17 protein-coding genes and 1 tRNA gene are annotated in these 21,575 nt (G+C 70.3%); 2 read left to right on the top strand and 16 right to left on the bottom strand.

The annotated features are described in order from the left end of the window. Positions 1 to 213 precede the first annotated feature (213 nt). From CXQ97_RS03540 to CXQ97_RS19355, 3 genes are all read right to left on the bottom strand, one after another. Entirely contained in the window at positions 214 to 3,564 is a 3,351-nt protein-coding gene (locus CXQ97_RS03540; protein ID WP_104179469.1) for a S8 family serine peptidase, read from the bottom strand. 252 nt (positions 3,565 to 3,816) lie between these two features. Next, positions 3,817 to 4,587: a GAF and ANTAR domain-containing protein gene (locus CXQ97_RS03535; RefSeq protein WP_258062216.1), complete on the bottom strand. Its 771-nt coding sequence runs from the start codon at positions 4,585 to 4,587 to the stop codon at positions 3,817 to 3,819. 552 nt (positions 4,588 to 5,139) lie between these two features. Further along, positions 5,140 to 5,394 carry a hypothetical protein gene (locus tag CXQ97_RS19355; RefSeq protein WP_146069562.1) on the bottom strand — a complete coding sequence of 85 codons (255 nt, stop codon included), beginning with the start codon at positions 5,392 to 5,394 and terminating at the stop codon, positions 5,140 to 5,142. A gap of 35 nt (positions 5,395 to 5,429) precedes the next feature. Between CXQ97_RS19355 and CXQ97_RS19350 the strand changes: the two genes are divergently transcribed. Both CXQ97_RS19350 and CXQ97_RS03525 read left to right on the top strand, forming a co-directional pair. Beyond that, positions 5,430 to 5,627, top strand: coding sequence for a hypothetical protein (locus CXQ97_RS19350; RefSeq protein WP_146069561.1), 198 nt, complete (start codon positions 5,430 to 5,432; stop codon positions 5,625 to 5,627). Positions 5,628 to 6,129: 502 nt separating this feature from the next. Further along, positions 6,130 to 6,843: an aminoacyl-tRNA hydrolase gene (locus CXQ97_RS03525; RefSeq protein ID WP_104179467.1), complete on the top strand. Its 714-nt coding sequence runs from the start codon at positions 6,130 to 6,132 to the stop codon at positions 6,841 to 6,843. A 333-nt stretch (positions 6,844 to 7,176) separates the two neighbouring features. Here the strand turns inward: CXQ97_RS03525 and CXQ97_RS03520 are convergent. The 13 genes from CXQ97_RS03520 to dxs form a co-directional block, all read right to left on the bottom strand. Next, positions 7,177 to 7,252, bottom strand: a tRNA-Ala gene (locus CXQ97_RS03520). 97 nt (positions 7,253 to 7,349) lie between these two features. After that, complete coding sequence (locus CXQ97_RS03515; RefSeq protein WP_104179466.1) at positions 7,350 to 8,030, bottom strand: histidine phosphatase family protein; 681 nt, start codon at positions 8,028 to 8,030, stop codon at positions 7,350 to 7,352. Next, entirely contained in the window at positions 8,027 to 8,434 is a 408-nt protein-coding gene (gene rsfS, locus CXQ97_RS03510) for a ribosome silencing factor (protein WP_104049834.1), read from the bottom strand. The genes CXQ97_RS03515 and rsfS overlap by 4 nt, the downstream gene beginning before the upstream one ends. A gap of 27 nt (positions 8,435 to 8,461) precedes the next feature. Further along, entirely contained in the window at positions 8,462 to 9,382 is a 921-nt protein-coding gene (locus tag CXQ97_RS03505; RefSeq protein ID WP_146069560.1) for a hypothetical protein, read from the bottom strand. 7 nt (positions 9,383 to 9,389) lie between these two features. After that, complete coding sequence (gene nadD / locus CXQ97_RS03500) at positions 9,390 to 10,052, bottom strand: nicotinate-nucleotide adenylyltransferase (protein ID WP_104179464.1); 663 nt, start codon at positions 10,050 to 10,052, stop codon at positions 9,390 to 9,392. Between the two features lie 89 nt (positions 10,053 to 10,141). After that, positions 10,142 to 10,378, bottom strand: coding sequence for a hypothetical protein (locus CXQ97_RS03495; protein WP_104179463.1), 237 nt, complete (start codon positions 10,376 to 10,378; stop codon positions 10,142 to 10,144). A 104-nt stretch (positions 10,379 to 10,482) separates the two neighbouring features. Further along, entirely contained in the window at positions 10,483 to 11,796 is a 1,314-nt protein-coding gene (locus tag CXQ97_RS03490; RefSeq protein ID WP_104179462.1) for a glutamate-5-semialdehyde dehydrogenase, read from the bottom strand. A 47-nt stretch (positions 11,797 to 11,843) separates the two neighbouring features. Next, on the bottom strand, positions 11,844 to 13,001 hold the full coding sequence (gene proB, locus CXQ97_RS03485) for a glutamate 5-kinase (protein ID WP_104179461.1): 1,158 nt from the start codon (positions 12,999 to 13,001) through the stop codon (positions 11,844 to 11,846). A gap of 3 nt (positions 13,002 to 13,004) precedes the next feature. Continuing rightward, complete coding sequence (gene obgE / locus CXQ97_RS03480) at positions 13,005 to 14,588, bottom strand: GTPase ObgE (RefSeq protein WP_104179460.1); 1,584 nt, start codon at positions 14,586 to 14,588, stop codon at positions 13,005 to 13,007. A 117-nt stretch (positions 14,589 to 14,705) separates the two neighbouring features. After that, entirely contained in the window at positions 14,706 to 14,966 is a 261-nt protein-coding gene (gene rpmA / locus CXQ97_RS03475; RefSeq protein ID WP_028280075.1) for a 50S ribosomal protein L27, read from the bottom strand. 56 nt (positions 14,967 to 15,022) lie between these two features. Next, positions 15,023 to 15,331, bottom strand: a complete 309-nt coding sequence (gene rplU / locus CXQ97_RS03470; RefSeq protein WP_104179459.1) for a 50S ribosomal protein L21 — start codon at positions 15,329 to 15,331, stop codon at positions 15,023 to 15,025. Between the two features lie 343 nt (positions 15,332 to 15,674). Next, a complete protein-coding gene (locus tag CXQ97_RS03465; RefSeq protein ID WP_104179458.1) occupies positions 15,675 to 19,007 on the bottom strand; it encodes a ribonuclease E/G in 3,333 nt (1,110 codons plus the stop codon). A gap of 498 nt (positions 19,008 to 19,505) precedes the next feature. Next, a complete protein-coding gene (dxs, locus tag CXQ97_RS03460; protein ID WP_104179457.1) occupies positions 19,506 to 21,479 on the bottom strand; it encodes a 1-deoxy-D-xylulose-5-phosphate synthase in 1,974 nt (657 codons plus the stop codon). Positions 21,480 to 21,575 lie beyond the last annotated feature (96 nt).

Below are 21,575 nucleotides of genomic sequence, written 5' to 3'. Positions count from 1 at the left end.
GGGCATCATCTGCCTCGTCTCCCGCGCTCCACGACAAGCTTCTCCGGAGCTGGAATCGCGTCATCGGTTTCCCGCCGCTCGACTGATCCTGCCCGCCTCGTGGGACAAGGATGAACCTGTCGTGGAGAGGGGTCAAGAGCCCGAGGCGTGGCGTCCGGCAGTCCATCGACTCCTCGCCGGAGCCGTCTCCGGTGCTGCACGAGGAGAGCCGGCCTAGCGTGCGACGGAGCCCGTGCGTGCCGAATACAGCAGGATGCTGTTGTAGCCGGCCTTGGAACCGGTGACGCCCACGCTCATGCTCCTGCCGAGGTCGGCGCTGGTCAGCTTGTAGGTCCTCCCGGTGGCGCCCCTGATGGGCACTCCTGTGCGGAACCACTGGTAGGAGAAGCTCGAGCCCGCGGTCCACGAGCCGGGGTTGGCGGTGAGCGAGTAGTTCATGCGGGTCGTCCCCGAGACGGTCGGCTTGGCGGCGACCATGCTGCCGGTGGTCACGTTCGCCGTGCGGAGCGAGTACAGCAGGATGCTGTTGTAGCCGGTCTGCGAGCCCGTGACGCCGACGCTCATCGCCTTGCCGAGGTCCGCGGACGTGAGCGTGTACCTCGCACCGGTGGCTCCGGCGATCGGGACGCCCGTGCGGAACCACTGGTACGTGAAGGTGGATCCCGCCGTCCAGGTACCGCTGTTCGCCGTGAGGACGCTGCCGACCCTTGTCGTTCCGGCGACGGTCGGCTTCGTGGCGGCCATACTCCCGGCTGCGACGGCTCCGGGCCACGCGGAGTACTTCAGGACGGTGGTGTAGCCGGGCATGGAGCCGGTGACGCGGACGCTGACGCTCTTGCCGAGGTCGATCGCCGTCAGTGCGATCGTGACGCCGGTGGCGCCGGCAATCGGAATGCCGGAGCGGTACCACTGGTACCTGAAGGTGGTTCCGGCTGTCCAGTCCCCCGGGTCGGCGGTCAGGGTGTCCCCGACCCTCGTCGAGCCGGAGACGGTGGGGATCGGAGCGGTGAGCGTACCTGCGGTCACAGCGCCTGCCGGGGCGGAATCCCTGGTCAGGGTCTCGTAGCCGGGCTTGCTGCCGACGACCTGCACGGAGATCCTGTGTCCGATGTCCTCGACGGCGACCGGATAGGTCGGCCCGATCCTGCCCGCCAGAACGACTCCGTCCCGTAGCCAGCGGTACCCGAGGGCTGTACCCGGAGGCCATGAACCGACGTCGACGGTGAGGGTTCGGCCGAAGGCGGCCGTGCCCTTGATCACGGGCACGGGTCCCGCCAGCACTCCGCGTCCGACCGGAGCGGTTGCAACCGAGGTCGCCGAGGCTGGGATGGCTCCACTCCTGAGACCGGTGACTGTCACGCTGATCCGCCTGTCGACGTCGCCCGGCCGTAGCGTATAGGTCCTGCTGATGCCGCCTTCGACGATCGGCCGGCCATCGGCGAGCCATTCGTAGAGGAAGGATTCCGGTGCCGGGAACCATTCGCCGGAGGTGGCGGTCAGTGTCTGTCCGACCTGGATGGTCCCGGCTACCGTCGGGAGACCGGGGGTCATACCGGGATCGCCGACGAGGTCCGTGGGCACGGTGCCGCGCGTGACCGGCAGGTAGCCGGCCTTCTCACCGATGACGTCGGCGCGAACCGATTGTCCGATGTCGCCCGTCGACAGCGTGTAGCCGGCATTGATGGCATTCGGGATCGGCGCGGCCCCGCGATACCACTGGTAGCGGATCGCGACCGGGGCCGGCTGCCAGGTCCCGGGGAGGATTGTCAGGGTGGTGCCGACGACATGCTCGCCGGTCGAGTCCACGCGCGGCGCGACCGATGTCAGGGTTCCGGGCTGAACGGTCCTGGTGCGGGGCGATTCGACTCTGGCGTCGGGGAATCCCGGCCTGGTGCCGGTGGCGACGACGTGCATCGACCGATGGACGTCGGCAGGTGCGAGTTCGTAGGCGACCCCGGTGGCGCCGGGGATGAGCTCGCCGTCGCGGAACCACTGCAAGGCCACGTCGACCGGTGCAGGCTCCCAGGCGCCGATCTCGACGGTAAGCGTGCTGTCGACCGATGGGGTACCGGTGATGACGACGGCTCCGGGAACGATGACGGTCCCCGGTTCCGGAGCCGTGGGCACGTCGCCGGTCAGTGCTGCGTCGACGGCGGCACGGGCGTTGATCAGTCCGGCGCCGCAACCCCATTCACACGGGATCGGCAGCGGCCCGGTCGTGGCCTTGAGCCGGGCTTCGATCGCGTCAGCGCCCAGGGTGGGGTTGGCCGCGAGCATGAGGGCGACGGTCGCGGACACGTGGGGCGCTGCCGTCGAGGTGCCCTGGTAGAAGCCGTAGGCCTGACCGGCGTGGTCCTCGACCGGGGCGCTCGCGCCCATGTTGATCGTGGAGAGGACGCCGCCGAGGGTGTCGACGTCCATGGTGCCGCCGGGTGCCATCACGTCGACGACGTCGCCGTAGTTGGAATAGGGGGCCTTCGCGCCGTCCTGGCCGGATGCTGCGACGGCGATGACGTGATCGCAGTTCGCGGGGTACGTGGAGGCAGCGTTCTTGTTGTCGTTGCCGACGGCCGCGACGATGACGGAGCCCCGCCCCACTGCGCCGTCGATGGCCCTCTGCCAGCTCGTCGAGCAGCCGCTGTCGCCCGCGACGCTCAGGTTGACGGCCTGCGCGGGGGTCGTGTTCGAGGGCACGCCCGGAACGGACCCGCCGGAAGCCCAGATGACGCCGTCGATGATGTCCGACATCCACCCGCCGCACTCGCCGACGGCGCGCACGGGCAGGATCCTGGCTCCGGGTGCGATACCGACGACGCCTTCGGTGTTGGCGACCGCCGCGATGGTTCCGGCGACGTGGGTGCCGTGCCAGCTGGAGGAGGCGGTGCCGCACTCCCCCGTGTGGCCGTAGTCGCCCTCATCGGTGGCGTCGGCATCACGTCCGTCCCCGTCGCGGCCCCTGGCCGGGTCGGCGATCATGTCGTGACCGGGAAGGACGTTGGCGTCGAGGTCCGCGTGGGCGGTGATGCCGGTGTCGACGACGGCGACGGTGATGCCTTCACCCGTCGTCGTGTCCCATGCCTTGTCGGCGTCGATGCCGGCATTGCGGTCGAAGATGGGCCACTGGTACTCGTACAGCTCATCCGCCGGGGAGAGCGACGTCGTCTGCATGATCCGGTCGGGCTCCGCGTACTCGACGGTGACGTCGGCTTCCAGGGTGTCGAGGAACGCTGCCGACTCGCCGGCGGTCAGCTCGCGGCTCGTCTCCACGACGGTCGCGCCCGTGCCGGTGGCCTTGAGCTCCTGCACGGCGATGCCGAGCGCCGCGGCCGCCGGCCCGTAGGCATTGCCGCGGCCCTCCGCGCCGACCCGGGCTCGGTCCTCGAACTTCACGATGAAGCGGTCGGACGGCTGCGGATCCCCCGTGCCCCGGACCTCGGGGTTCGCGCCCGGCGTCGGAGGGGCCTCCACTGCTGACGCCGGGACGGCGAGGACGGGACCGGCGAGCAGGGCGGCGATGATGGCTGCAGCAGCTCCTCGGGGGGTGCGGCGGAGGCGGGGAAGCATGCGGGTCCTCGGAGGTCGTCCCACCGACGGCGGGCAGCGGCGAGGAAGCCGTACTGCTCCCCCGTCGAAGCCTATCCAAGGGTCGGCGCCTTCGATCCGGTGAATTTGCGCAGTGTTTCCGCAGGTCAGCGACCGTTCCGGCTGGCCGAACCAGTGCGGTGGGCATCGTCCTCACTGCGTCGGCGGCAGCGGATGGTCGGGGTGCGCCGCGTCCTCCGGTTCCTTGGGCGACGTCACGGCGGCCCGCAGTAGTCAGCGACTCAGGTCGGGGACACTCGGATCTCCGCCGAGGAGATCACCGCTCCTGACGAGGTGGTCGGCGACCTTCAGGAGCTTGGTGTTGGTCCGCTGGCTGGCCAGGGAGAGTGCGATGAAGGCTTGCGGGCCCGTGATCTTGTGGCGTTCCATGAGGATGCCCTTGGCCTGGCCGATGAGGTCCCTCGAATGGACGGCCTCCTTCAACTGGCGCGATTCCTCCGCCTCGGCGAAGGCGACCGAGGCATGGGTGGCGACGAGGAGGCCGACGGCCTCCGACTCGTCCGTGAAGGCATCCGCCTCGTACGAGTAGAGGTTCAGGGCACCGAGATCGTCGCCCTTCACCCACAGCTGGATGGACAGCATGCCTCGGGCTCCCGCCTCGGTGGCACGCCGGGCGAAGTGGGGCCAGCGCTGCTCGGCACCCATATCCGGGACGCGGATGGTCCGGTGCTCGTACGCGGCTTCCAGGCAGGGACCCTCACCGGTCTCCATCTGCAGGGCGTCGATCCGCCGGGGAAGGTCACTGGAGGGTGCCCGGGAGCCGACGTTCTTCCGGCCCAGGACCACGCTGACGGAACCTTCATCGGCTCCGGGTACCAGTTCCAGGGCCGCATGGACGAACCCCTCGAGGATCGCGTCCCCATCCGGTTCCTGCTGCAGCGATCGGGCGACCTCCGCCAGTTCGGTGGCGAGATCACGTTCCCTCCCGACCCCGCTGAAGTGCGCTGAGGGCATTCCCCGGTCCACGATCGGCTGCTCGGTCATCGGTCGTCCCTTCCATCCCATCACGTCGTTGCTACTCCAGGCGGTTCAGGCACCTGCTGATCCATCCTGCCTTGGTGCAGAGATACCCGTTCAGGATCGGGGTATCGAGCACGCACACCACGGGTTGCGCAGTTCCATGATGGCAGCATTCCTCGGCGTCGGACCCGGATCCGGGCACCATTCTGCGGGTCACACCCACCCGTCAGGGACGTTGCGCATGCACACGGCCTGCCGTCGGCTGCCGAGCACGGCACACCGGGTCGGGCACTCGGCCCGGCGAGCATCGAAGTGGGTTGCACAAGGACGACCGACCTCGTCGGCACAGCACGAACCGCCCGACCAGGGGTTCTCACCCGGTGGTCCGGCGGTTCGTGGTGAAGCCAAGGGGATTCGAACCCCTGCACGCCCTGCAGGTAGCTATGGCGCTTCCCGTACGTCCCGGAACTTCCCGATCGGCATGAATCCGCGAATCGAGAGCCTCCGTGAGTATCGGCTCACTGGGCTCCGCCGGTTCGGCGCGGAGGTACTTCGAGATCGAGGTGTCGGAGACCCTCACGCCGGACGTACATCATCGAGAACCGTTGGATTCTCGACGTCTCGTACAGGCCCACATCCGAAGGTGTCAACGACCACCGCGAGTTCCTGGAGAGCCACCCGGCCCGGTATTGTCGAACGCTGGTCTTCGAAGAGATCGAGCCCGCGGTCATCGAACGACTCATCAGCGGCTTCTACGGCGCCGACCTCTTCCGGGAGATCGTCGACGTCGTCGAGCCCGCCCGAATACCGGCGGCAACGAATTACCTTCACAGGCAACCAGCCCTAGCGATGAGAGAACCCCCACCATGATCACCCGCCCTGGCGAGTACCACGACGCCAACTCGACGGTCCCCATTCCGCGGCCCCAGCGAACCCTTGATCTCATCGCGCAGGGCCGGCTGATGCCTCCTCTCCCCATCCAGGTCGCGCTGCGTGAAGGTGCCCCGGCACGCATCCTCGATATGGCCCTCAGCCAATCAGCAACCGACGCCGAGGCAGCCTGACACCGACGTGTGATCTGGTCGTCCGACCCGCGGTGAGCGGCCCCGGTGCCACCACACACCTGAGCGCCCTGATGATCACGGCACCCACGGCGTCCTGCGACCGCCCCACCCCGCCGAGCTGTTCCTCCGCCTCGACGACGGAGAGTCCCACGAGGCGACCCCGGAGGACCTGGCCAGCTCCGGCCTCGAGCGCCGGACAGAGGCGGCCATCCTCCAGCTTGAGCACGACCTGCGAGGGCCCGCGGCATCGTCGACACCCGTCCTGGCTTCTAGCGGTGGCCCACGAGCTCTCGGAGCGACCACCGCAGGTTTCCCCGGCCCGCCCAGCAGGCCGATGTGTCCCTCGCGCGGCCAGGCGCGGAAGCCGTCGGGGCCTCTTCGGTGCGCACCGACAAGAGGGCCTTCGAGAAGACAGCGAATTCCCCGACCGGTTCGACCGACATGGACCATGCTGGAAGTGCGGCACACTTGGTGCTTCCATCCGCCTCATTGAGAGTCCGCCATGACTGACACCTCCGTCGCCTCTGCCTCCGGCACGCCGGACACCGATTCCTTCGTCCAGCCCATCGTGCTGCTCGTCGACAGGAACGACCCTGCCCCTGAAGCCGACGGCATCTGCGCGGCCGCGATCGCCAGCGTGAGCGCCTACGCATCCGACCTCTTCACCGCGTGCGGTGACACCACCAGCTGGGACGCCTGGCTTGATGGCCGGTTCACGAAGTCGGTGCGCCGCGCCGACGTGAAGACGTACTCGAAGGTCGTCGCCGAGCTCCACGGCGAGGCCACCGAAGCGGTCGTCGGCCGGGCCCGTGCACTGGCCTTCCGCCCGGCGCCCTACGAGCAGTACCCGAAGGTCCTCTCCCGCCTGCAGGTCGGCGGCACCCATCTGCCCCAGGTGCCCGGAACCCGCCGGGCTTCCGACGGCACGGCGCCGACACCGGTCATCGTGCTCGACGCGGCGCTGAAGATGACCACGGGCAAGGCCGCCGCGCAGGCATCGCATGCGCTGTTCGCCTGGTTCCTCACCCTCGACGAGGACACCCAGCGCGCCTGGGCCACCCGGCCGACCGGGACCGTCATGTTCTTCGGTCCGGAGGACTTCAGGGACTTCGTGGCCAAGGCCGTCCCGGGCTCGGTCATCGTCGACGCCGGCCTCACCGAGATCGCCCCATCGAGCACGACGGCGTACGTCATGGTGCCCACCGGCCCCCTGTGAACCAGCGGCGGTGCCGGGCAACCGGTACTGCCGCACACGGCCCGGCATGGGTGGCGGCGAACCGGCTGGCGGTTCGACTTCCCGTGGCGATGCGGGGCGGAGGTGGGTTGCTCCTGGTCTCCGCGAGAGGCCTGCCTGAACGTGCCGGGCGGAAATCCGGTGGTCGTCAGCAGCGCGGCCAGGAGATCAGGCGGTCTGGCCGCGCAGGCCCGCGGCCTCGTGGGTGAGCAGGATCGGCTCGGCGTGCTCGATCACGACGTCGATGGCAGGACCCGTAGCACGACGACGAAAAACCGCCGGACCAGAGGTTTTACCCTGTGGTCCGGCGGTTCGTGGTGGAGCTAAGGGGATTCGAACCCCTGACCCCCTGCATGCCATGCAGGTGCGCTACCAGCTGCGCCATAGCCCCGTACTTCGCAGCTCCCGGAGGTCTTCACCCCGCCGAAGCAACTTGTTCAGTGTAGTAAATTCTTGCGGCTTCGCCAAATCGGAGGCCCGTCTCCGACTCAGCCTTCCAGGGGCTCTTCCGGCAGCGAGCCGAGGCCCACATTGTGTTCCGTGAGCTGCCAGGAGAAGAGGGCGTCGGCCCTGCCGACGACCTCGTGGACCTCCGACCAGTGGCAGTTCGACAGGCCCGCGAGGGAACCCCAGCGCCTGGGCGGCAGCCCCATGAGTGCAGCCAGCGCCGCCCTGATCGCTCCGCCGTGACTCACCACCACGAGGGTCTCCGACGGCTCGATCCGGGCGACGGCGTCCGTGACCGCCGCGAGCATACGGTCGCCGACGTCGAGCCGGTTCTCCGCGCCGCCGGCCCGGACATCAGGGTCTCCCCCGCGCCACGCCGCGTTGTCCTCGGCGAACCTCTCGTCGATCTCGGCGAAGGAGAGTCCCTGCCATTGCCCGGCATCCGTCTCCCGGAGGCGCTCGTCGTAGGACACGGGGACGCCGCTCAGGTCGGCGAGGGCGGCGGCCGTGTCGGCCGCACGCCGCAGGTCGGACGAGACGATCATGGCGGGCTGCCGTGTGGCGAGCACCTCGGCGGCCCGCGCCGCCTGCTCGCGACCGGTCTCATCCAGGTCGATGTCCTCCTGGCCCTGGAACAGGCCGGACCGGTTCCACTCCGTGCGCCCGTGGCGCCAGAAGATGACGCGACGGGCTGCGGGGTCGGCGTGGGGGTACCGGGTCACTCGGCGTCGTCGGACGCTGCGACCTGGGGTGAGCTCTGCAGCGCGCCCTCGAGCTGGAGGTCGACGGACGGGCAATCCTTCCAGAGCCGGTCGAGCGCGTAGAACACCCGGTCCTCCTCGTGCTGCACGTGGACGACGACCTGCGCGTAGTCGAGCAGGACCCACCGGCCCTCGCTGCGCCCTTCGCGCCGTACCGGCTTGAGGCCCTGCTTGGAGAGTTCCTCCTCGATACCGTCGACGATCGCGTTGACCTGGCGCTCGCTCGGCGCGGACGCGATGAGGAACACGTCCGTGATGGCGAGGCGGTCGCTGACGTCGATGGCTGTGATGTCCTGCGCGATCTTGTCCGCTGCGGCGTGGGCCGCCGTGCGGGCGATGCTGATGGACTCTTCGGTAGCGCTCACTGATCTCCTTGTGTGGTGCCAGCGGTTTCACCCATTGAGGGAGCTGACTGTCAATACTATTCCGGTTGCGAGGGCCGCCGCGCCCACGCCGACCAACGAATACTGGAGGTAGCGCACCCGGCGCAGCCGTCCGAGGCCCGCGGTCATGGCGTCGAGGGGTTCCAGCCCGAAGGCGTTGCGTGCCCGGACGGGTTCGGTCCCGCCCATCCGGGGGTGCCCTTGCGGCGCAGGAGCGGTCGCCCCGTGCTCCGGATCCTCCACGCCGGCGGCCGGCGTCGTCGCCCGTGGCAGCACGACGGGCACGGAGGTCGTGGCGGGAGCCCGCAGGACGGCCGGGGTCCCGTCCGGGACGTCGACGAACTCGATCGGCGTGATGATGGACAGGTTGTGTGCCGCGGTCGGATCGGCAGGGACCGCGAGCCGCGACCGGTCCTGTCCCGGGTCATCCGGGAGCCGGCGCGCCCGGGAGTTGAGGGTCGCGGCACGCTCGGCGAGGACCTTCTGCTGCGCCAGGACCTCGGGGTCCACCCTGAACGGATCGTCGCCGGCCGTCTCGAGGACGGCGAGGTGCTCCCTCGCCTCCGCAGCGATCGCGTTCCGTGCGGCGAGGGCCTCCTCGACGCTCATGTCCCCGAGAAGTCGACCGTCGGCGGGTACGCCGACCGGCCCGTCCGCCGGGGCGACGGCCACGGCTGCGCCCTGGCGGCGCCGGCGGTCCCGGCGCCCACCCGGAACCGGTGTCCGCGCAGCGGTTGCCGTGGCCGCATCGGTGGCCGGCCCCGGGCCCGCGTCCATGGAGGCGTCGGGAGTCCGGCCGCTACCCGCCGCGGCGCCCTCGCCGGAGCCGGGGACAGGCGCGACGGCACGGCCCTCGACCTGCTGCAATCGCAACTGCCGGCGCGTGGGCATCTCCACGCGGGGTGGTGTGTCGTCCTCTGCCTTGCTCATCGCGTGTTCACCCGGTTGGTTGTTGTACGGAGCTGGGGTTGCCCCCGTGCTTTCCTTCCGCCGGAAAGACTTCCTCGCCGTCGACGCGCGGGGGCGGTTCGCCCTCGAGCGGCGCCTCGCGCCGGTAGAGCCGGTGCTTGGCGATGTACTGTACGACGCCGTCGGGTACCAGGTACCAGACCGGCTTGCCCTCACCCACGCGGCGGCGGCAGTCGGTGCTGGAGATGGCCATGGCCGGCACCTCCAGCAGGCTGACGTCCCGTCCCCGCCCGTTCAGTTCGTGCCCGGGCCGCGTGACGCCGATGAAGTGCGCGAGCGACCACAGCTCCTCCGCGTTCTTCCAGGTGAGGATCTGGGCCATCGCGTCGGCGCCGGTGATGAAGAAGAGCTGGGCATCCGGCCGCTGGGCCTTCAGGTCACGGAGCGTGTCGATCGTGAAGGTCGGCCCCGGGCGCTCGATGTCGACCCGGCTGACCGTGAAGCTGGGGTTGGACGCCGTCGCGATGACGGTCATGAGGTAGCGGTGCTCGCCCGCCGTCACGTCCTTGTCGGCTTTCTGCCACGGCTGGCCGGTCGGGACGAAGACCACCTCGTCCAGATCGAACACGGACGCGACCTCGCTCGCGGCCACGAGGTGGCCGTGGTGGATCGGGTCGAACGTGCCACCCATGACGCCGAGGCGCCACGGCAATCCGTCACGATGCCGCTGCCGGCCGCCCATGACGTCCCGTGCGGTACTGTCAGCTGCCACCTGGACCGCTAGTGCCGGTTCGCTTCGCCGTGGTCGTGGTTGTTGGCGTGCTGCTTGTGCGGGTCGAGGTGTTCCTCGACGGCCTCGTGGCGGTTCCGTACGTTGGAGAACGACACGGTGACGAGCATCAGGGTGAGCAGGATGCCCATGACGATGAGTCCGTAGGCGAGAGCGGGCATCGGCAGCTCGGTGTGCTGTTCCATGCCTTCGGTCGCCAGCAGTGCGCTGCCGAGGGAGTAGAGCATCGTTGTTCCTCTGTCGGTGGGTCTGCCGGTCCAACCGGCCCGGCGTGGGCGTTTCTCCCATGGTACGCGCAACGGGACGGCGCCCCCGCTGCGAGGGCGGGCCGTCAGCGACGCACCTGCCCCTCCCCCTGCACGATCCACTTGGTCGTCGTCAGCTCGGCCAGGCCCATCGGCCCGCGGGCGTGCATTTTCTGGGTGGAGATCCCCACCTCGGCGCCGAGACCGAGCTCGCCGCCGTCGACGAAACGCGTGGACGCATTGACCAGCACGGCCGCCGAGTCCACCCCCGCGACGAACTCCTCCGACGACGCCAGGTTGTTGGTGATGATCGCTTCGCTGTGCCCGGTGCTCCACCGGCGGATGTGCTGCAGTGCCTCGTCCACACTGTCGACGGTGCGTACGGCGAGCTCGAGCTGCATGTATTCGCGGCCCCAGTCGTCCTCGGTCGCCGGCAGCGCGTCCGTCCCCTCCGGCAGTAGCGCCCGCGAGCGGTCGTCGACATGCAGGACCACCCCGGCGCGCACGAGCGCAGCGAGCACGCCCGGTGCGGCCTGCGACCGGCTGTGGACGAGCAGCGTCTCGACGGTGTTGCAGACACTGGGCCGCTGGGTCTTGGCATTGAGCAGGATGTCGACCGCCATGTCCTCGTCCGCGCTCTCGTCCAGGAGGATGTGCACGTTCCCCTCCCCGGTCTCGATGACGGGCACGCGCGCGGAGGTCACGACCGACTGGATGAGATCGCGCCCGCCGCGCGGGATGAGGACGTCGATGCGACCGCGGGCCTCCATGAGGACCCGGGCACCTTCCCGGCCGTACTCGTCGATGGTGAGGACGGCGTCGTCGGGCAGCCCGTGGTCCTCGAGGGTGTCGCGGATGATGCCGACGAGGGCGGCGTTGGTGGCCGCCGCCGCGCTGCCACCGCGCAGGATGACGGCGTTGCCGCTCTTGAGGGCGAGGCCGGCGATGTCGACCGTGACGTTGGGGCGCGCCTCGTAGATCGCGGCGACGACGCCGAGCGGCACGCGGACCTGCCGCAGCCTCAGCCCGTTGGGGAGCGTCTCGGCCCGCACCGCGGTGCCGATCGGATCGGGGAGCGCGGCCAGCTCGGTGAGGGCGTCGGCGAGCTTCCCGATGCGTGCGGGATCGAGGCCGAGCCGGTCGAGCAGGTACTCGGACGTGCCCGAGGCGCGGCCGCGCTCGACGTCGGTCCGGTTGGCGGCGAGGACCACGTCGCGCCGGGCGACGAGGGCGTCGGCGATCGCGAGGAGCACGCGGTCCTTGTGGGCCCGGGTGGCGCGCCCGAGCGTCCGGGACGCCGCCCGCGCCCGGTCGGTGATCGCGTGGACGGCTGCGGTGAGCTCGTCCGCGGACGGCGCGTCGTTGTTCCGGGTGGCCGTCTCGGCCTGCACGTCGGTCATCCCAGCATTCTAGCGAGCAGCCGCTCCCCCGCCGCCTCGCGGGTCCTTCATGACGTGGGAGCGGGCAGCAGCAGCACGAGGTCGTTGACGTGCACGATCGACCGCTCGTACTCGGCGCCCAGTTCGTCCGCGAGGTCGTGTGTGGACCGTCCGAGCATCCGCGGCAGTTCCGCGGAGCTGTAGTTCACGAGGCCGCGTGCCACCACCGTGCCGTCCCCGCTGACGAGCTGCACGGGGTCGCCCGCCTCGAAGACGCCGGACACGTCGACGACACCGGCGGGCAGCAGCGACCGGCGCCGCTCGCCCACGGCGCGGACGGCGCCGTCGTCGAGCACCAGGGTGCCGAGGACGCGGGCGAGGTGCGCGAGCCAGAGCAGGCGGATCGGCTGGCGTTTGCCGGTGGGCGTGAACCAGGTGCCGACGTCCTCCCCGCGCAGCGCCGCGGCGGCGTTCGCCGTCGAGGTGACGAGGGCGGGGATTCCCGAGGAGGCGGCGATGGTGGCGGCCTCGACCTTGGTGACCATGCCGCCGGTTCCGACGCCTGCCCGCCCGGTCCGGCCGATCGTGACCCCGTCGAGGTCCGCGGCGGACCCGACCAGCGGGATCCGGCTCGCACCCGCGGCGGGCGGCCCGTCGTACAGCGCGTCGACGTCGGACAGCAGCACGAGGGCCTCGGCCTTGACGAGGTGCGCCACGAGGGCCGCGAGGCGGTCGTTGTCGCCGAAGCGGATCTCATGGCTCGCGACGGTGTCGTTCTCGTTCACGATGGGCACGACGCCGAAGTTCAGGAGCCGCTCCATCGCCCGGTGCGCGTTGGCGTAGTGGGAGCGCCGGATGAGGTCGTCGGCGGTCAGCAGGATCTGGCTCACGGTGACACCGTGCGCCGCGAAGGCCTGCGAGTACTGCGCCATGAGCAGGCTCTGGCCGACGCTCGCCGCCGCCTGCTGCGTGGACAGCTGGGACGGGCGGCGGGCGAGGCCGAGGGGCGCGAGCCCCGCGGCGATGGCGCCGGAGGACACCAGGATGACCTCGGTGCCGGCCCTGCGCCGCGCCGCGAGGACGTCCGCGAGGGCGACGAGGGCTTCACCCGAGATGCCCCCCGATACGGACGTCAGCGACGACGAGCCGACCTTGACGACGATCCGCCCGGCAGCAGCGAGCCCCGACCGGGACGCGAGGGACTGCCGCGGCTGCTGCAGGGCCACGTGTCAGTTCCCGGTTTCGCCGTCCGCGTCCTGCGGGGCAGCGGCAGGACGGGCACGGTTCTGCACGGACTCGGTCCAGACGCCGGCCTTGCGGTCCGCCTCGAGGTCGGCGCGGGCAGCAGCCTTGGCGTCCTTGCGCTCCTGGTACTCCTCACGCTTCTGCTCGCGGGTGGGCCGCACGTACTCCGCCAGGCGGAGGTCGGAGCCGCGGGGGCCCGCGAGCAGCTCGGCGCCGCCCATCATGGTCGGCTCCCAGTCGAAGACGACGCCGTCGCCCTCGCCGATCACCACGGTGTCACCGGGCTTGGCGCCGGTCTTGAACAGCTGTTCCTCCACGCCGAGCTTGGCGAGGCGGTCGGCGAGGTAGCCGACGGCCTCGTCGTTGGTGAAGTCCGTCTGCATGACCCAGCGCTCGGGCTTCTCGCCCAGGACGCGGAAGAGGGGCAATGCGTCCTTCTCCTCGTGCCGGATCCGGAACGAGGCCGCATTGACGCCGCGCGGCCGCAGGACGGGAGGTGCGACCTTCGGGGGCGCGGAGGCCACGGCCTTGCGCGCGTCCTCGACGATCTCCGCCATGGCGAAGCCGAGCTGGCGCAGTCCCTCGTGGCTCGAGGCGGACACCTCGAAGACGCGATATCCGCGTGCCTCCAGGTCGGGGCGCACGAAGGCGGCCATGTCACGTCCGTCGGGCACGTCCACCTTGTTGAGGGCGACCAGTCGCGGACGCTCGTTGAGGGGCACGACGTCGCCGTCGGGCCCCGCGAAGCTCATGTCGACCGAGTACCGGTCCAGCTCGCGTTCGATGATCTCGAGGTCGGCCAGCGGATCCCGGTCGGTCTCGAGGGCGGCGCAGTCCAGGACGTGCACGAGGGCCGCACAGCGCTCCACGTGGCGCAGGAAGTGGTGGCCGAGGCCCTTGCCCTCACTCGCACCCTCGATGAGGCCGGGGACGTCCGCGATCGTGAAGCGCGTGGAGCCCGCCTCGACGACGCCGAGGTTCGGCACGAGCGTGGTGAACGGGTAGTCGGCGATCTTCGGCCGGGCCGCCGACATCGCGGCGATCAGGCTCGACTTGCCCGCGGAGGGGAAGCCGACGAGCGCGATGTCCGCGATCGACTTGAGTTCGAGGACGACGTCCCGTGCGTCCCCCGGGATGCCGAGGAGGGCGAAACCCGGAGCCTTGCGCTTCTGGGAGGACAGCGCGGCATTGCCGAGACCACCCTGGCCGCCCGCCGCAGCGATGAACTCCGTGCCCTCGCCGACGAGGTCCGCGAGGACCTGGCCGTCCTTCGTCTTGACGACCGTGCCGTCGGGGACGGACAGGATCAGGGTCTCCCCGTTCTTGCCGCCGCGCCAGTCGCCCATCCCGTTGCCGCCGTTGGTGGCATGCCGGTGGGGGGCGTGGTGGTAGTCGAGGAGGGTGGTGGTCTGGTGGTCGACGCGGAGGATGACGTCGCCGCCGTCCCCGCCGTTACCGCCGTCGGGCCCGCCCAGGGGCTTGAATTTCTCGCGGTGGACGGAGACGCAGCCATGGCCACCGGTGCCTCCGGATACGTGCAGGACAACGCGGTCGACGAAGTTCGCCACGGTGGTCTCCTTCTACAAATCTCTCGCTGTGCCGAGTCTGATCGGCTTAAACAAAGGTGGGGCGAGCCGTAGAGGCCCACCCCACCCGAATGCTTCTCGCACCGTGATCCAGGCAGATTACTCTGCAGCTGCTCCCACGATGTTGACGACCTTGCGTCCGCGACGGGTGCCGAATTCGACGGCGCCTGCCTCGAGTGCGAACAGCGTGTCATCCCCGCCGCGGCCGACATTGGCGCCCGGGTGGAAGTGGGTGCCGCGCTGGCGGACGATGATCTCGCCGGCCTTGACGACCTGACCGCCGAAGCGCTTCACGCCGAGGTACTGCGCGTTCGAGTCGCGGCCGTTACGAGTGGAGCTTGCGCCCTTCTTATGTGCCATGGGTTATGCCTGCCTTCGCTGAAGTGTCTACGTGACCGAACGGTAGCCCGGAGGGACTACGCGATGCCTGTGATTTTGACGCGGGTCAGTTCCGAACGGTGACCCTGGCGCTTCTTGTAGCCGGTCTTGTTCTTGAACTTCTGGATGACAATCTTCGGGCCACGAAGATTCTCGATGATCTCGGCAGTGACGGTGACCTTCTCGAGGTCCTCCGCTGCGGAGGTGATCTTGGCGCCGTCTACCAGAAGGAGGGCGGGGAGCTTGAACGTGCTTCCTGCCTGACCGGTGACGCGGTCAAGGGTAACGAGGTCTCCTACAGAAACCTTTTCTTGGCGGCCGCCTGCGCGGACAATCGCGTACACCACTTGGGAACTCACTTCTCTCGACAATCTTGACTTCTGATGAAAAAACCTGGGTGCGCTTCGGCAGCAATCCTGAAGGTTGCTCCTCATACCGGTTCCGCTGTACGCGTCCCGGACACCGCTGCCTGCGGCTGCTGGTGTCGCAAGGACATCTGCGTGCGCCGGACATGCCGGTTAACAGGCGAGTGCACCGAGGGTCAAGATTACGGCAGTACGGCGCCTTCCCGCAAATCAGGAGGGCCCGGTGTCCCGCCGACACGGAAGGCCGGAGTCCTCGCGGACCCCGGCCTTCTGTGGCGGAGAGTGCAGGTGGGCCGGCGGGACCGGTCCTGCGGGACGACGGAGGCTACAGTTCCGAGGCGGGTACCCCGACGCCGAAGATCAGCGGCTCGGCCGCGGACGCCTCGGGCTTCCGGACCGCCACGGGGGCGCTCGCCACATGCCGGGTCCCCGACTGCTCGACGGCGGGCTCGGCACCCTGCGTCTCGATGGTCGTGTCCGCCGCGCCCTGTGCGCTGCTGGCCACCCGACGGCGCGGACGGGTACGGCGGGCCGGGGGCTCCGTCGGGGCCGCGACGGGGGCCTCGGGGGCCTGGGCGACAGGGCGGGCCGCGTCGTCGTGCGTGCCGTCGACCGCCGGTCCGTCCGTTCCGCCGGCGCCGTCCGTGCCGTCCGATGCGGGCTTCCGGTTGAAGGCCTCGCTCAGGCTGTCCAGCGTCAGGCGGGTCGACGGTGCCACATCGCGATCGGGGCCGTCCTGCCGCCTGCTCTCGGCGCGCGGCAGCGTCACCGTCTCCCCGTTGATCGTGAGGACGGCCTCCGTCACCTGGATGTCGTCCACCTGGATGTCGGCGTCGGTCGCAGGCATCTCCGCGTGCTCCTCGTGCGCGTGGTGCGTCGCCGCCGCGATGCTCGCCAGCGCGGCACGGGCGGCTTCCGCCTTCGCAGCCCGTTCCGGGCTCTCGGCCACGGGAGCGGCGGGCTGGACGGGTGCCTCGTCCAGCTGCTGGCCGCCCCGGCCCCGGCTCCGCTTGCGCTCGCTCCGTGACGGCTTGTCCTGGCGTGCAGGCTGGCTCTCGGGCGCGGGCATGGAACGGCGGTGCTCGACCGGCTCCATGTGCGTCACGACGCCACGGCCGGCACAGTGCTCGCAGTCCTCGCCGAAGACCTCGAGGAGGCCGGTGCCCATGCGCTTGCGCGTCATCTGGACGAGTCCCAGCGAGGTCACCTCGGCGACCTGGTGCTTGGTCCTGTCGCGCCCGAGGCACTCGACGAGGCGCCGCAGCACGAGGTCGCGGTTCGCCTCGAGCACCATGTCGATGAAGTCGATCACGATGATGCCGCCGATGTCGCGGAGACGGAGCTGCCGGACGACCTCCTCGGCCGCCTCCAGGTTGTTCTTGGTGACGGTCTCCTCGAGGTTGCCGCCGCTGCCGGTGAACTTGCCGGTGTTGACGTCGACCACGGTCATCGCCTCGGTGCGGTCGATCACGAGGGAACCGCCCGAGGGCAGGTAGATCTTGCGCTCGAGGGCCTTCGAGATCTGCTCGTCGATGCGCGATGCCGCGAAGATGTCCTCCTCGCCCGTCCACTTCTCGAGCCTGCCGACGAGGTCCGGCGCGACGTACATGACGTAGGCCTCGATGGTGTCCCAGGCCTCCTCGCCGGAGACCACGAGCTTCGAGAAGTCCTCGTTGAAGACGTCCCTGACCACCTTGATGGTGAGGTCGGGCTCCCCGTAGAGCAGCTCCGGCGCCAGGGTCTTCGTCGAGCCCGACTTGCGCTCGATCTCCTCCCACTGGGCGCGCAGCCGGTTGATGTCGTGGGTCAGCTCCTCCTCGCTGGCGCCCTCGGCCGCGGTGCGGACGATGACGCCGGCGTTCTCCGGCAGGCGGTCCTTCAGGATCCGCTTCAGGCGATTGCGCTCGACGTCGGGCAGCTTGCGCGAGATCCCCGTCATCGAACCGCCGGGGACGTAGACGAGGTAGCGGCCGGGAAGGGAGATCTGGCTCGTGAGCCGGGCGCCCTTGTGCCCCACCGGGTCCTTGGTGACCTGCACCAGGACGGGGTCACCGGACTTCAGCGCGAGCTCGATGCGGCGCGGCTGGCCGTCGAGGCCGGCGGCGTCCCAGTTGACCTCGCCGGCGTACAGGACGGCATTGCGGCCGCGTCCGATGTCGACGAAGGCCGCCTCCATGCTCGGCAGCACGTTCTGCACCTTGCCGAGGTAGACGTTGCCGATCAGCGAGTCCTGCTGGGTCCGGGAGACGAAGTGCTCGCCGAGCATGCCGTCCTCGAGCACGCCGATCTGGATCCTGTCGTCGCGCTGGCGCACGATCATCTGCCGGTCCACGGATTCGCGGCGCGCGAGGAACTCGGCCTCCGTGATGACCTGGCGGCGTCGGCCCGTGTCGCGGGACTCCCGGCGCCGCTGCTTCTTCGCCTCGAGGCGGGTGGAGCCGCGGACGCTGGTCACGCGGTCGGAGACGGGCTCGCTGGACTGCCGGGGTGCCCGGACGCGGGTGACCGTGTTGGGCGGGTCGTCGTCGTCGCCACCGGAGAGTTCGAGGTCCTGATCACCGCGACGGCGGCGACGGCGGCGACGGGACGTGACGGCCGAGCCGTCGTCGGGGCCGGTCGTACCGGACTGGTCGTCGCCGCGGTCGGCGCTGTCGGCCTCGACGTCATCCTGGCCCGATTCGCCCTGGCCCTGGCCGGCGTCGCTGCGGCGACTCCGCGTGCGGCGGCTGCGGCGCGAGCGGCGGCCGGATTCCTCGGTGTCCTCCTCCGCCTCCTCCTCGAGCGGCGGGGCGACCTTGACCGAGGGCACGGTGACGGTGCTGAGGTCGGGTGCGTGGAACAGGAGTGACAGGGGTGATTCCGGGACGGCGAAGGAATCGCTCCGGTGTCCCTCGACCGGCTCGTCCGGGGCGTCCTGCCCGCCGGCCTGCTCGGCCTCGGGCGCCGCCGGAGGAGCGGTCGCGGCCGCGATGGAGTCGCTCCCGGCGTCGGCCGTTGCGGCGGCCTGGACGGGCTCGGGGGACTCCACGGGCTCGGAGGCGCGGCGGCTGCGGGTCCTGGTCGAGGTGCGCCGGGCACGTGCCGGCTTCTCCTCGGCCTCCGCCACCGGGACGCCGGGATCATCAGGGGAGCCGGAGGCCTGCGCGGGTGCCGACGCCGGACGGGCATCCGGGTTCTCCGCGGATGCCGCCACCGGGACCGGCTCGGGTGCCATCACGGGGACGGCCTCGGCGGCCGGAACCTGCTCGACAGGCTTCGCGGGTCCGGCCTCGGCCGTGGCTGCTCGACGGCGCGTACGGGTCGCACGGACGGGTGGGACAGCCGCGTCTACCGGTGCCGCGTCCACGGGTGCTGCATCCGCTGCGCTGTCCGTTCCGGCGGCGGCGTCGGTCGTCCCGGCCGGTGCGGTGTCCGTCGACGCCTCGGCGGTCCCGGCGGCGGGCTTGCGGGCCCGGGTCGCCCTCTTGCGGGCCGGCGCGGTGGCCGCCTCGACGTCGGGGGCCGGGTCCTGAACGGCGGGCGGGGCTCCGGCCGGGGCACTGGCGGTGCGGCGCCTGCGTGGCGCCTTCGCCGGCGCGGCCTGCTCCGGAGGTTGCTGCAGGCTCTCGGCTGCAACGGGTGCGTTCTGGTCGTTCCCCAGCTGTTCTGACTGATCCATGGGTGCTCGCTCCAAGCCCCTGCGGCGTCGGCCACATTCCGACGCCCTCGAGGGCGGTATGTCGGCCCGCCGCGGGCCTTTCGCCCGACGGCGGACCGGAAGTCGTTGTCATATCGTCCGAGGTCACACCGTCATGGGGGTGCGGAATCACTCGGAGACCAGTGGCGCTTTTCCACCTCAGCCGCCCTTGTCGACGGTGGGTCCCGCCAGCGGATTCCGCCTACTTCCGCCGACGGGGCGGACTCGGTAGGACGGGAGCGTCGCTGTCGGAACGGAAGCCTGTCACTGGACCGGCGCGGGAATGTGGTTCCCTCGCCAGCCTTCGTCATTATCTCACACCACACCTCCGAAGAAGGCTCCTCCGGCCCGGCGAGCCCGTCCGGGAGCACTCGTCCTCTCCCCCGCCGGGGCGGGTCCGGCGTCCTGCGACGTCGGGCGCCGAGGCCGCGCCCGACCCGGCGGACCGGGCCGGGCGCACGGTCCGCCGGCCGGTACTCGTCAGTGCTTGGGCAGCTGTCCGGTGGCGGGTGCGCGGTCCTCCGCGAGCGGCCGGGCGACCGGCACCTTCGTGCCCAGGACCTGCGCGACGACGTCGTGCGTGATCTTCTGGGCGGTGAGGCCGACACGCTCGAGGACCTGGTTGCGTGAGCCGTGGTCGAGGAACTCGACCGGGAGGCCCACCTCGTTGAGTGCTGTGTCGACACCCGCCGAGCGCATTTCCTGGCGGATCCTCGAGCCGACGCCGCCCGCGCGGACGCCGTCCTCGATGACGATCACGATGCGGTGCTCGGCGGCGAGGTCGATGACCGACCGGCGGACCGGCAGGAGCCAGCGCGGATCGATGACGGTGGAGCTGATGCCCTGCGCCCCGAGCCGGTTCGACACGTCCAGGGCGAGCTCGCTCATGGCCCCCACGCTGACGATCAGGACGTCGTTGTGGCGCGAGCCGGCCGGGCGGCGGGACAGGACGTCGACGCCGTCGTCCAGGCGCTCGATGGCCTCGACCTCCGCGCCGACCGATCCCTTGGAGTAGCGCACCACGCTGGGGGCGTGGGCGATGGAGACGGCCTCGCGGAGCTCCTCGCGCAGCCGGGAGGCGTCCCGCGGTGCGGCCAGGTGCAGCCCGGGGATCGCCTGGAGCAGCGCGAGGTCCCACATGCCGTGGTGGCTGGCGCCGTCGGGCCCCGTCACGCCGGACCGGTCGAGGACGACGGTCACGCCCGCCTTATGGAGGGCGACATCCATGAGGAGCTGGTCGAAGGCGCGGTTCAGGAACGTCGCGTAGAGCGCGATGACGGGGTGCAGGCCGCCGAAGGCCATGCCCGCGGCGCTCGTGAGCGCGTGCTGCTCGGCGATACCGACGTCGAACACGCGGTCGGGGTGGCGCGCCGCGAACCGGTGGAGGCCCACGGGGATGAGCATCGCGCCGGTGATGCCGACGATGTCGGGGCGCTCGTCGGCGATGTCGGCGATCTCGTTCGCGAAGACGGAGGTCCAGGACTGCTGGCCCGCCGCGTCGATGGGCTCCCCCGTCTCCGGGTCGATCACGCCGACGGCGTGGAACTGGTCGGCTTCGTGGGCACGGGCCGGAGCGTAGCCATGGCCCTTCTCGGTGATCGCATGGACGATCACGGGGCCCTCGTAGTTCTTGGCGAGGTGCAGGGCCTGCTCGACGGCGGACTGGTCGTGGCCGTCCACGGGGCCCACGTACTTCATGCCGAGGTCCTCGAAGAGCCCCTGGGGCGCCCACCAGTCCTTGATGCCCTTCTTCATGGCGTGCAGGCTCTTGTAGCTGAACTCGCCGACCGTCCCGCCGTCCTGCATGCGCTGCTTGACCCAGTCGAGGGTCCGCTCGTACACGCGGTGCGTGCGCACGGAGTCGAGGGTGGGTCGGAGGGATGCGAGATAGTCGGCGACACCGCCGATGGTCGGCGCGTAGGAGCGACCGTTGTCGTTGACCACGATCACCACGCGCCGCCGCTTGTCGGCGGCGATGTTGTTGAGCGCCTCCCAGGCCATGCCGCCCGTGAGTGCGCCGTCGCCCACGAGCACGACGGTGTAGCGGTCCCCCTCGCCGTTGAGGACACGTGCGCGGGAGATGCCGTCGGCCCACGAGAGCGAGGACGAGGCGTGCGAACTCTCGACGACGTCGTGGACCGACTCGGCGCGGGACGGGTAGCCGGACATCCCGCCCTGCTGGCGGAGCGTGCTGAAGTCCTGGCGACCGGTCACGAGCTTGTGCACGTAGGACTGGTGGCCGGTGTCGAAGATGATGCTGTCGCGGGGCGAGTCGAAGACACGGTGGATGCCGAGGGTCAGTTCCACCACCCCGAGGTTGGGGCCCAGGTGTCCGCCCGTGCGCGAGACGTTGCTGACCAGGAAGGTGCGGATCTCCCCGGCGAGAGCCGTCAGTTGAGAGTCGCTGAGCTTGCTCAGGTCCTGCGGGCCGTGGATTGTCTCCAGAAGTCCCATCGGCGCCTCCTCGGTTCGTTAGGCGTGGCGAAGGAATCGCCGCTGATTGTCCTTAACTCTAACGTTCGGGGTCCGGACCGGGTGCCATCGGAATCG

It is taken from the genome of Arthrobacter sp. B0490, assembly GCF_002929355.1.
GTDB lineage: Bacteria > Actinomycetota > Actinomycetes > Actinomycetales > Micrococcaceae > Arthrobacter_D.
The sequence above is the reverse complement of the archived record's forward strand: the minus strand, read 5'-3'. Positions and strand labels throughout refer to the sequence as shown.

Coding starts and splice junctions, on each gene's coding strand:
- CXQ97_RS03540 (WP_104179469.1), bottom strand. CDS start 3,564: ATGCTTCCCCGCCTCCGCCGCACCCCCCGAGGAGCTGCTGCAGCCATC.
- CXQ97_RS03535 (WP_258062216.1), bottom strand. CDS start 4,587: ATGACCGAGCAGCCGATCGTGGACCGGGGAATGCCCTCAGCGCACTTC.
- CXQ97_RS19350 (WP_146069561.1), top strand. CDS start 5,430: ATGATCACCCGCCCTGGCGAGTACCACGACGCCAACTCGACGGTCCCC.
- CXQ97_RS03525 (WP_104179467.1), top strand. CDS start 6,130: ATGACTGACACCTCCGTCGCCTCTGCCTCCGGCACGCCGGACACCGAT.
- CXQ97_RS03505 (WP_146069560.1), bottom strand. CDS start 9,382: ATGAGCAAGGCAGAGGACGACACACCACCCCGCGTGGAGATGCCCACG.
- nadD (WP_104179464.1), bottom strand. CDS start 10,052: ATGGGTGGCACGTTCGACCCGATCCACCACGGCCACCTCGTGGCCGCG.
- CXQ97_RS03495 (WP_104179463.1), bottom strand. CDS start 10,378: ATGCTCTACTCCCTCGGCAGCGCACTGCTGGCGACCGAAGGCATGGAA.
- CXQ97_RS03490 (WP_104179462.1), bottom strand. CDS start 11,796: ATGACCGACGTGCAGGCCGAGACGGCCACCCGGAACAACGACGCGCCG.
- rpmA (WP_028280075.1), bottom strand. CDS start 14,966: ATGGCACATAAGAAGGGCGCAAGCTCCACTCGTAACGGCCGCGACTCG.
- CXQ97_RS03465 (WP_104179458.1), bottom strand. CDS start 19,007: ATGGATCAGTCAGAACAGCTGGGGAACGACCAGAACGCACCCGTTGCA.
- dxs (WP_104179457.1), bottom strand. CDS start 21,479: ATGGGACTTCTGGAGACAATCCACGGCCCGCAGGACCTGAGCAAGCTC.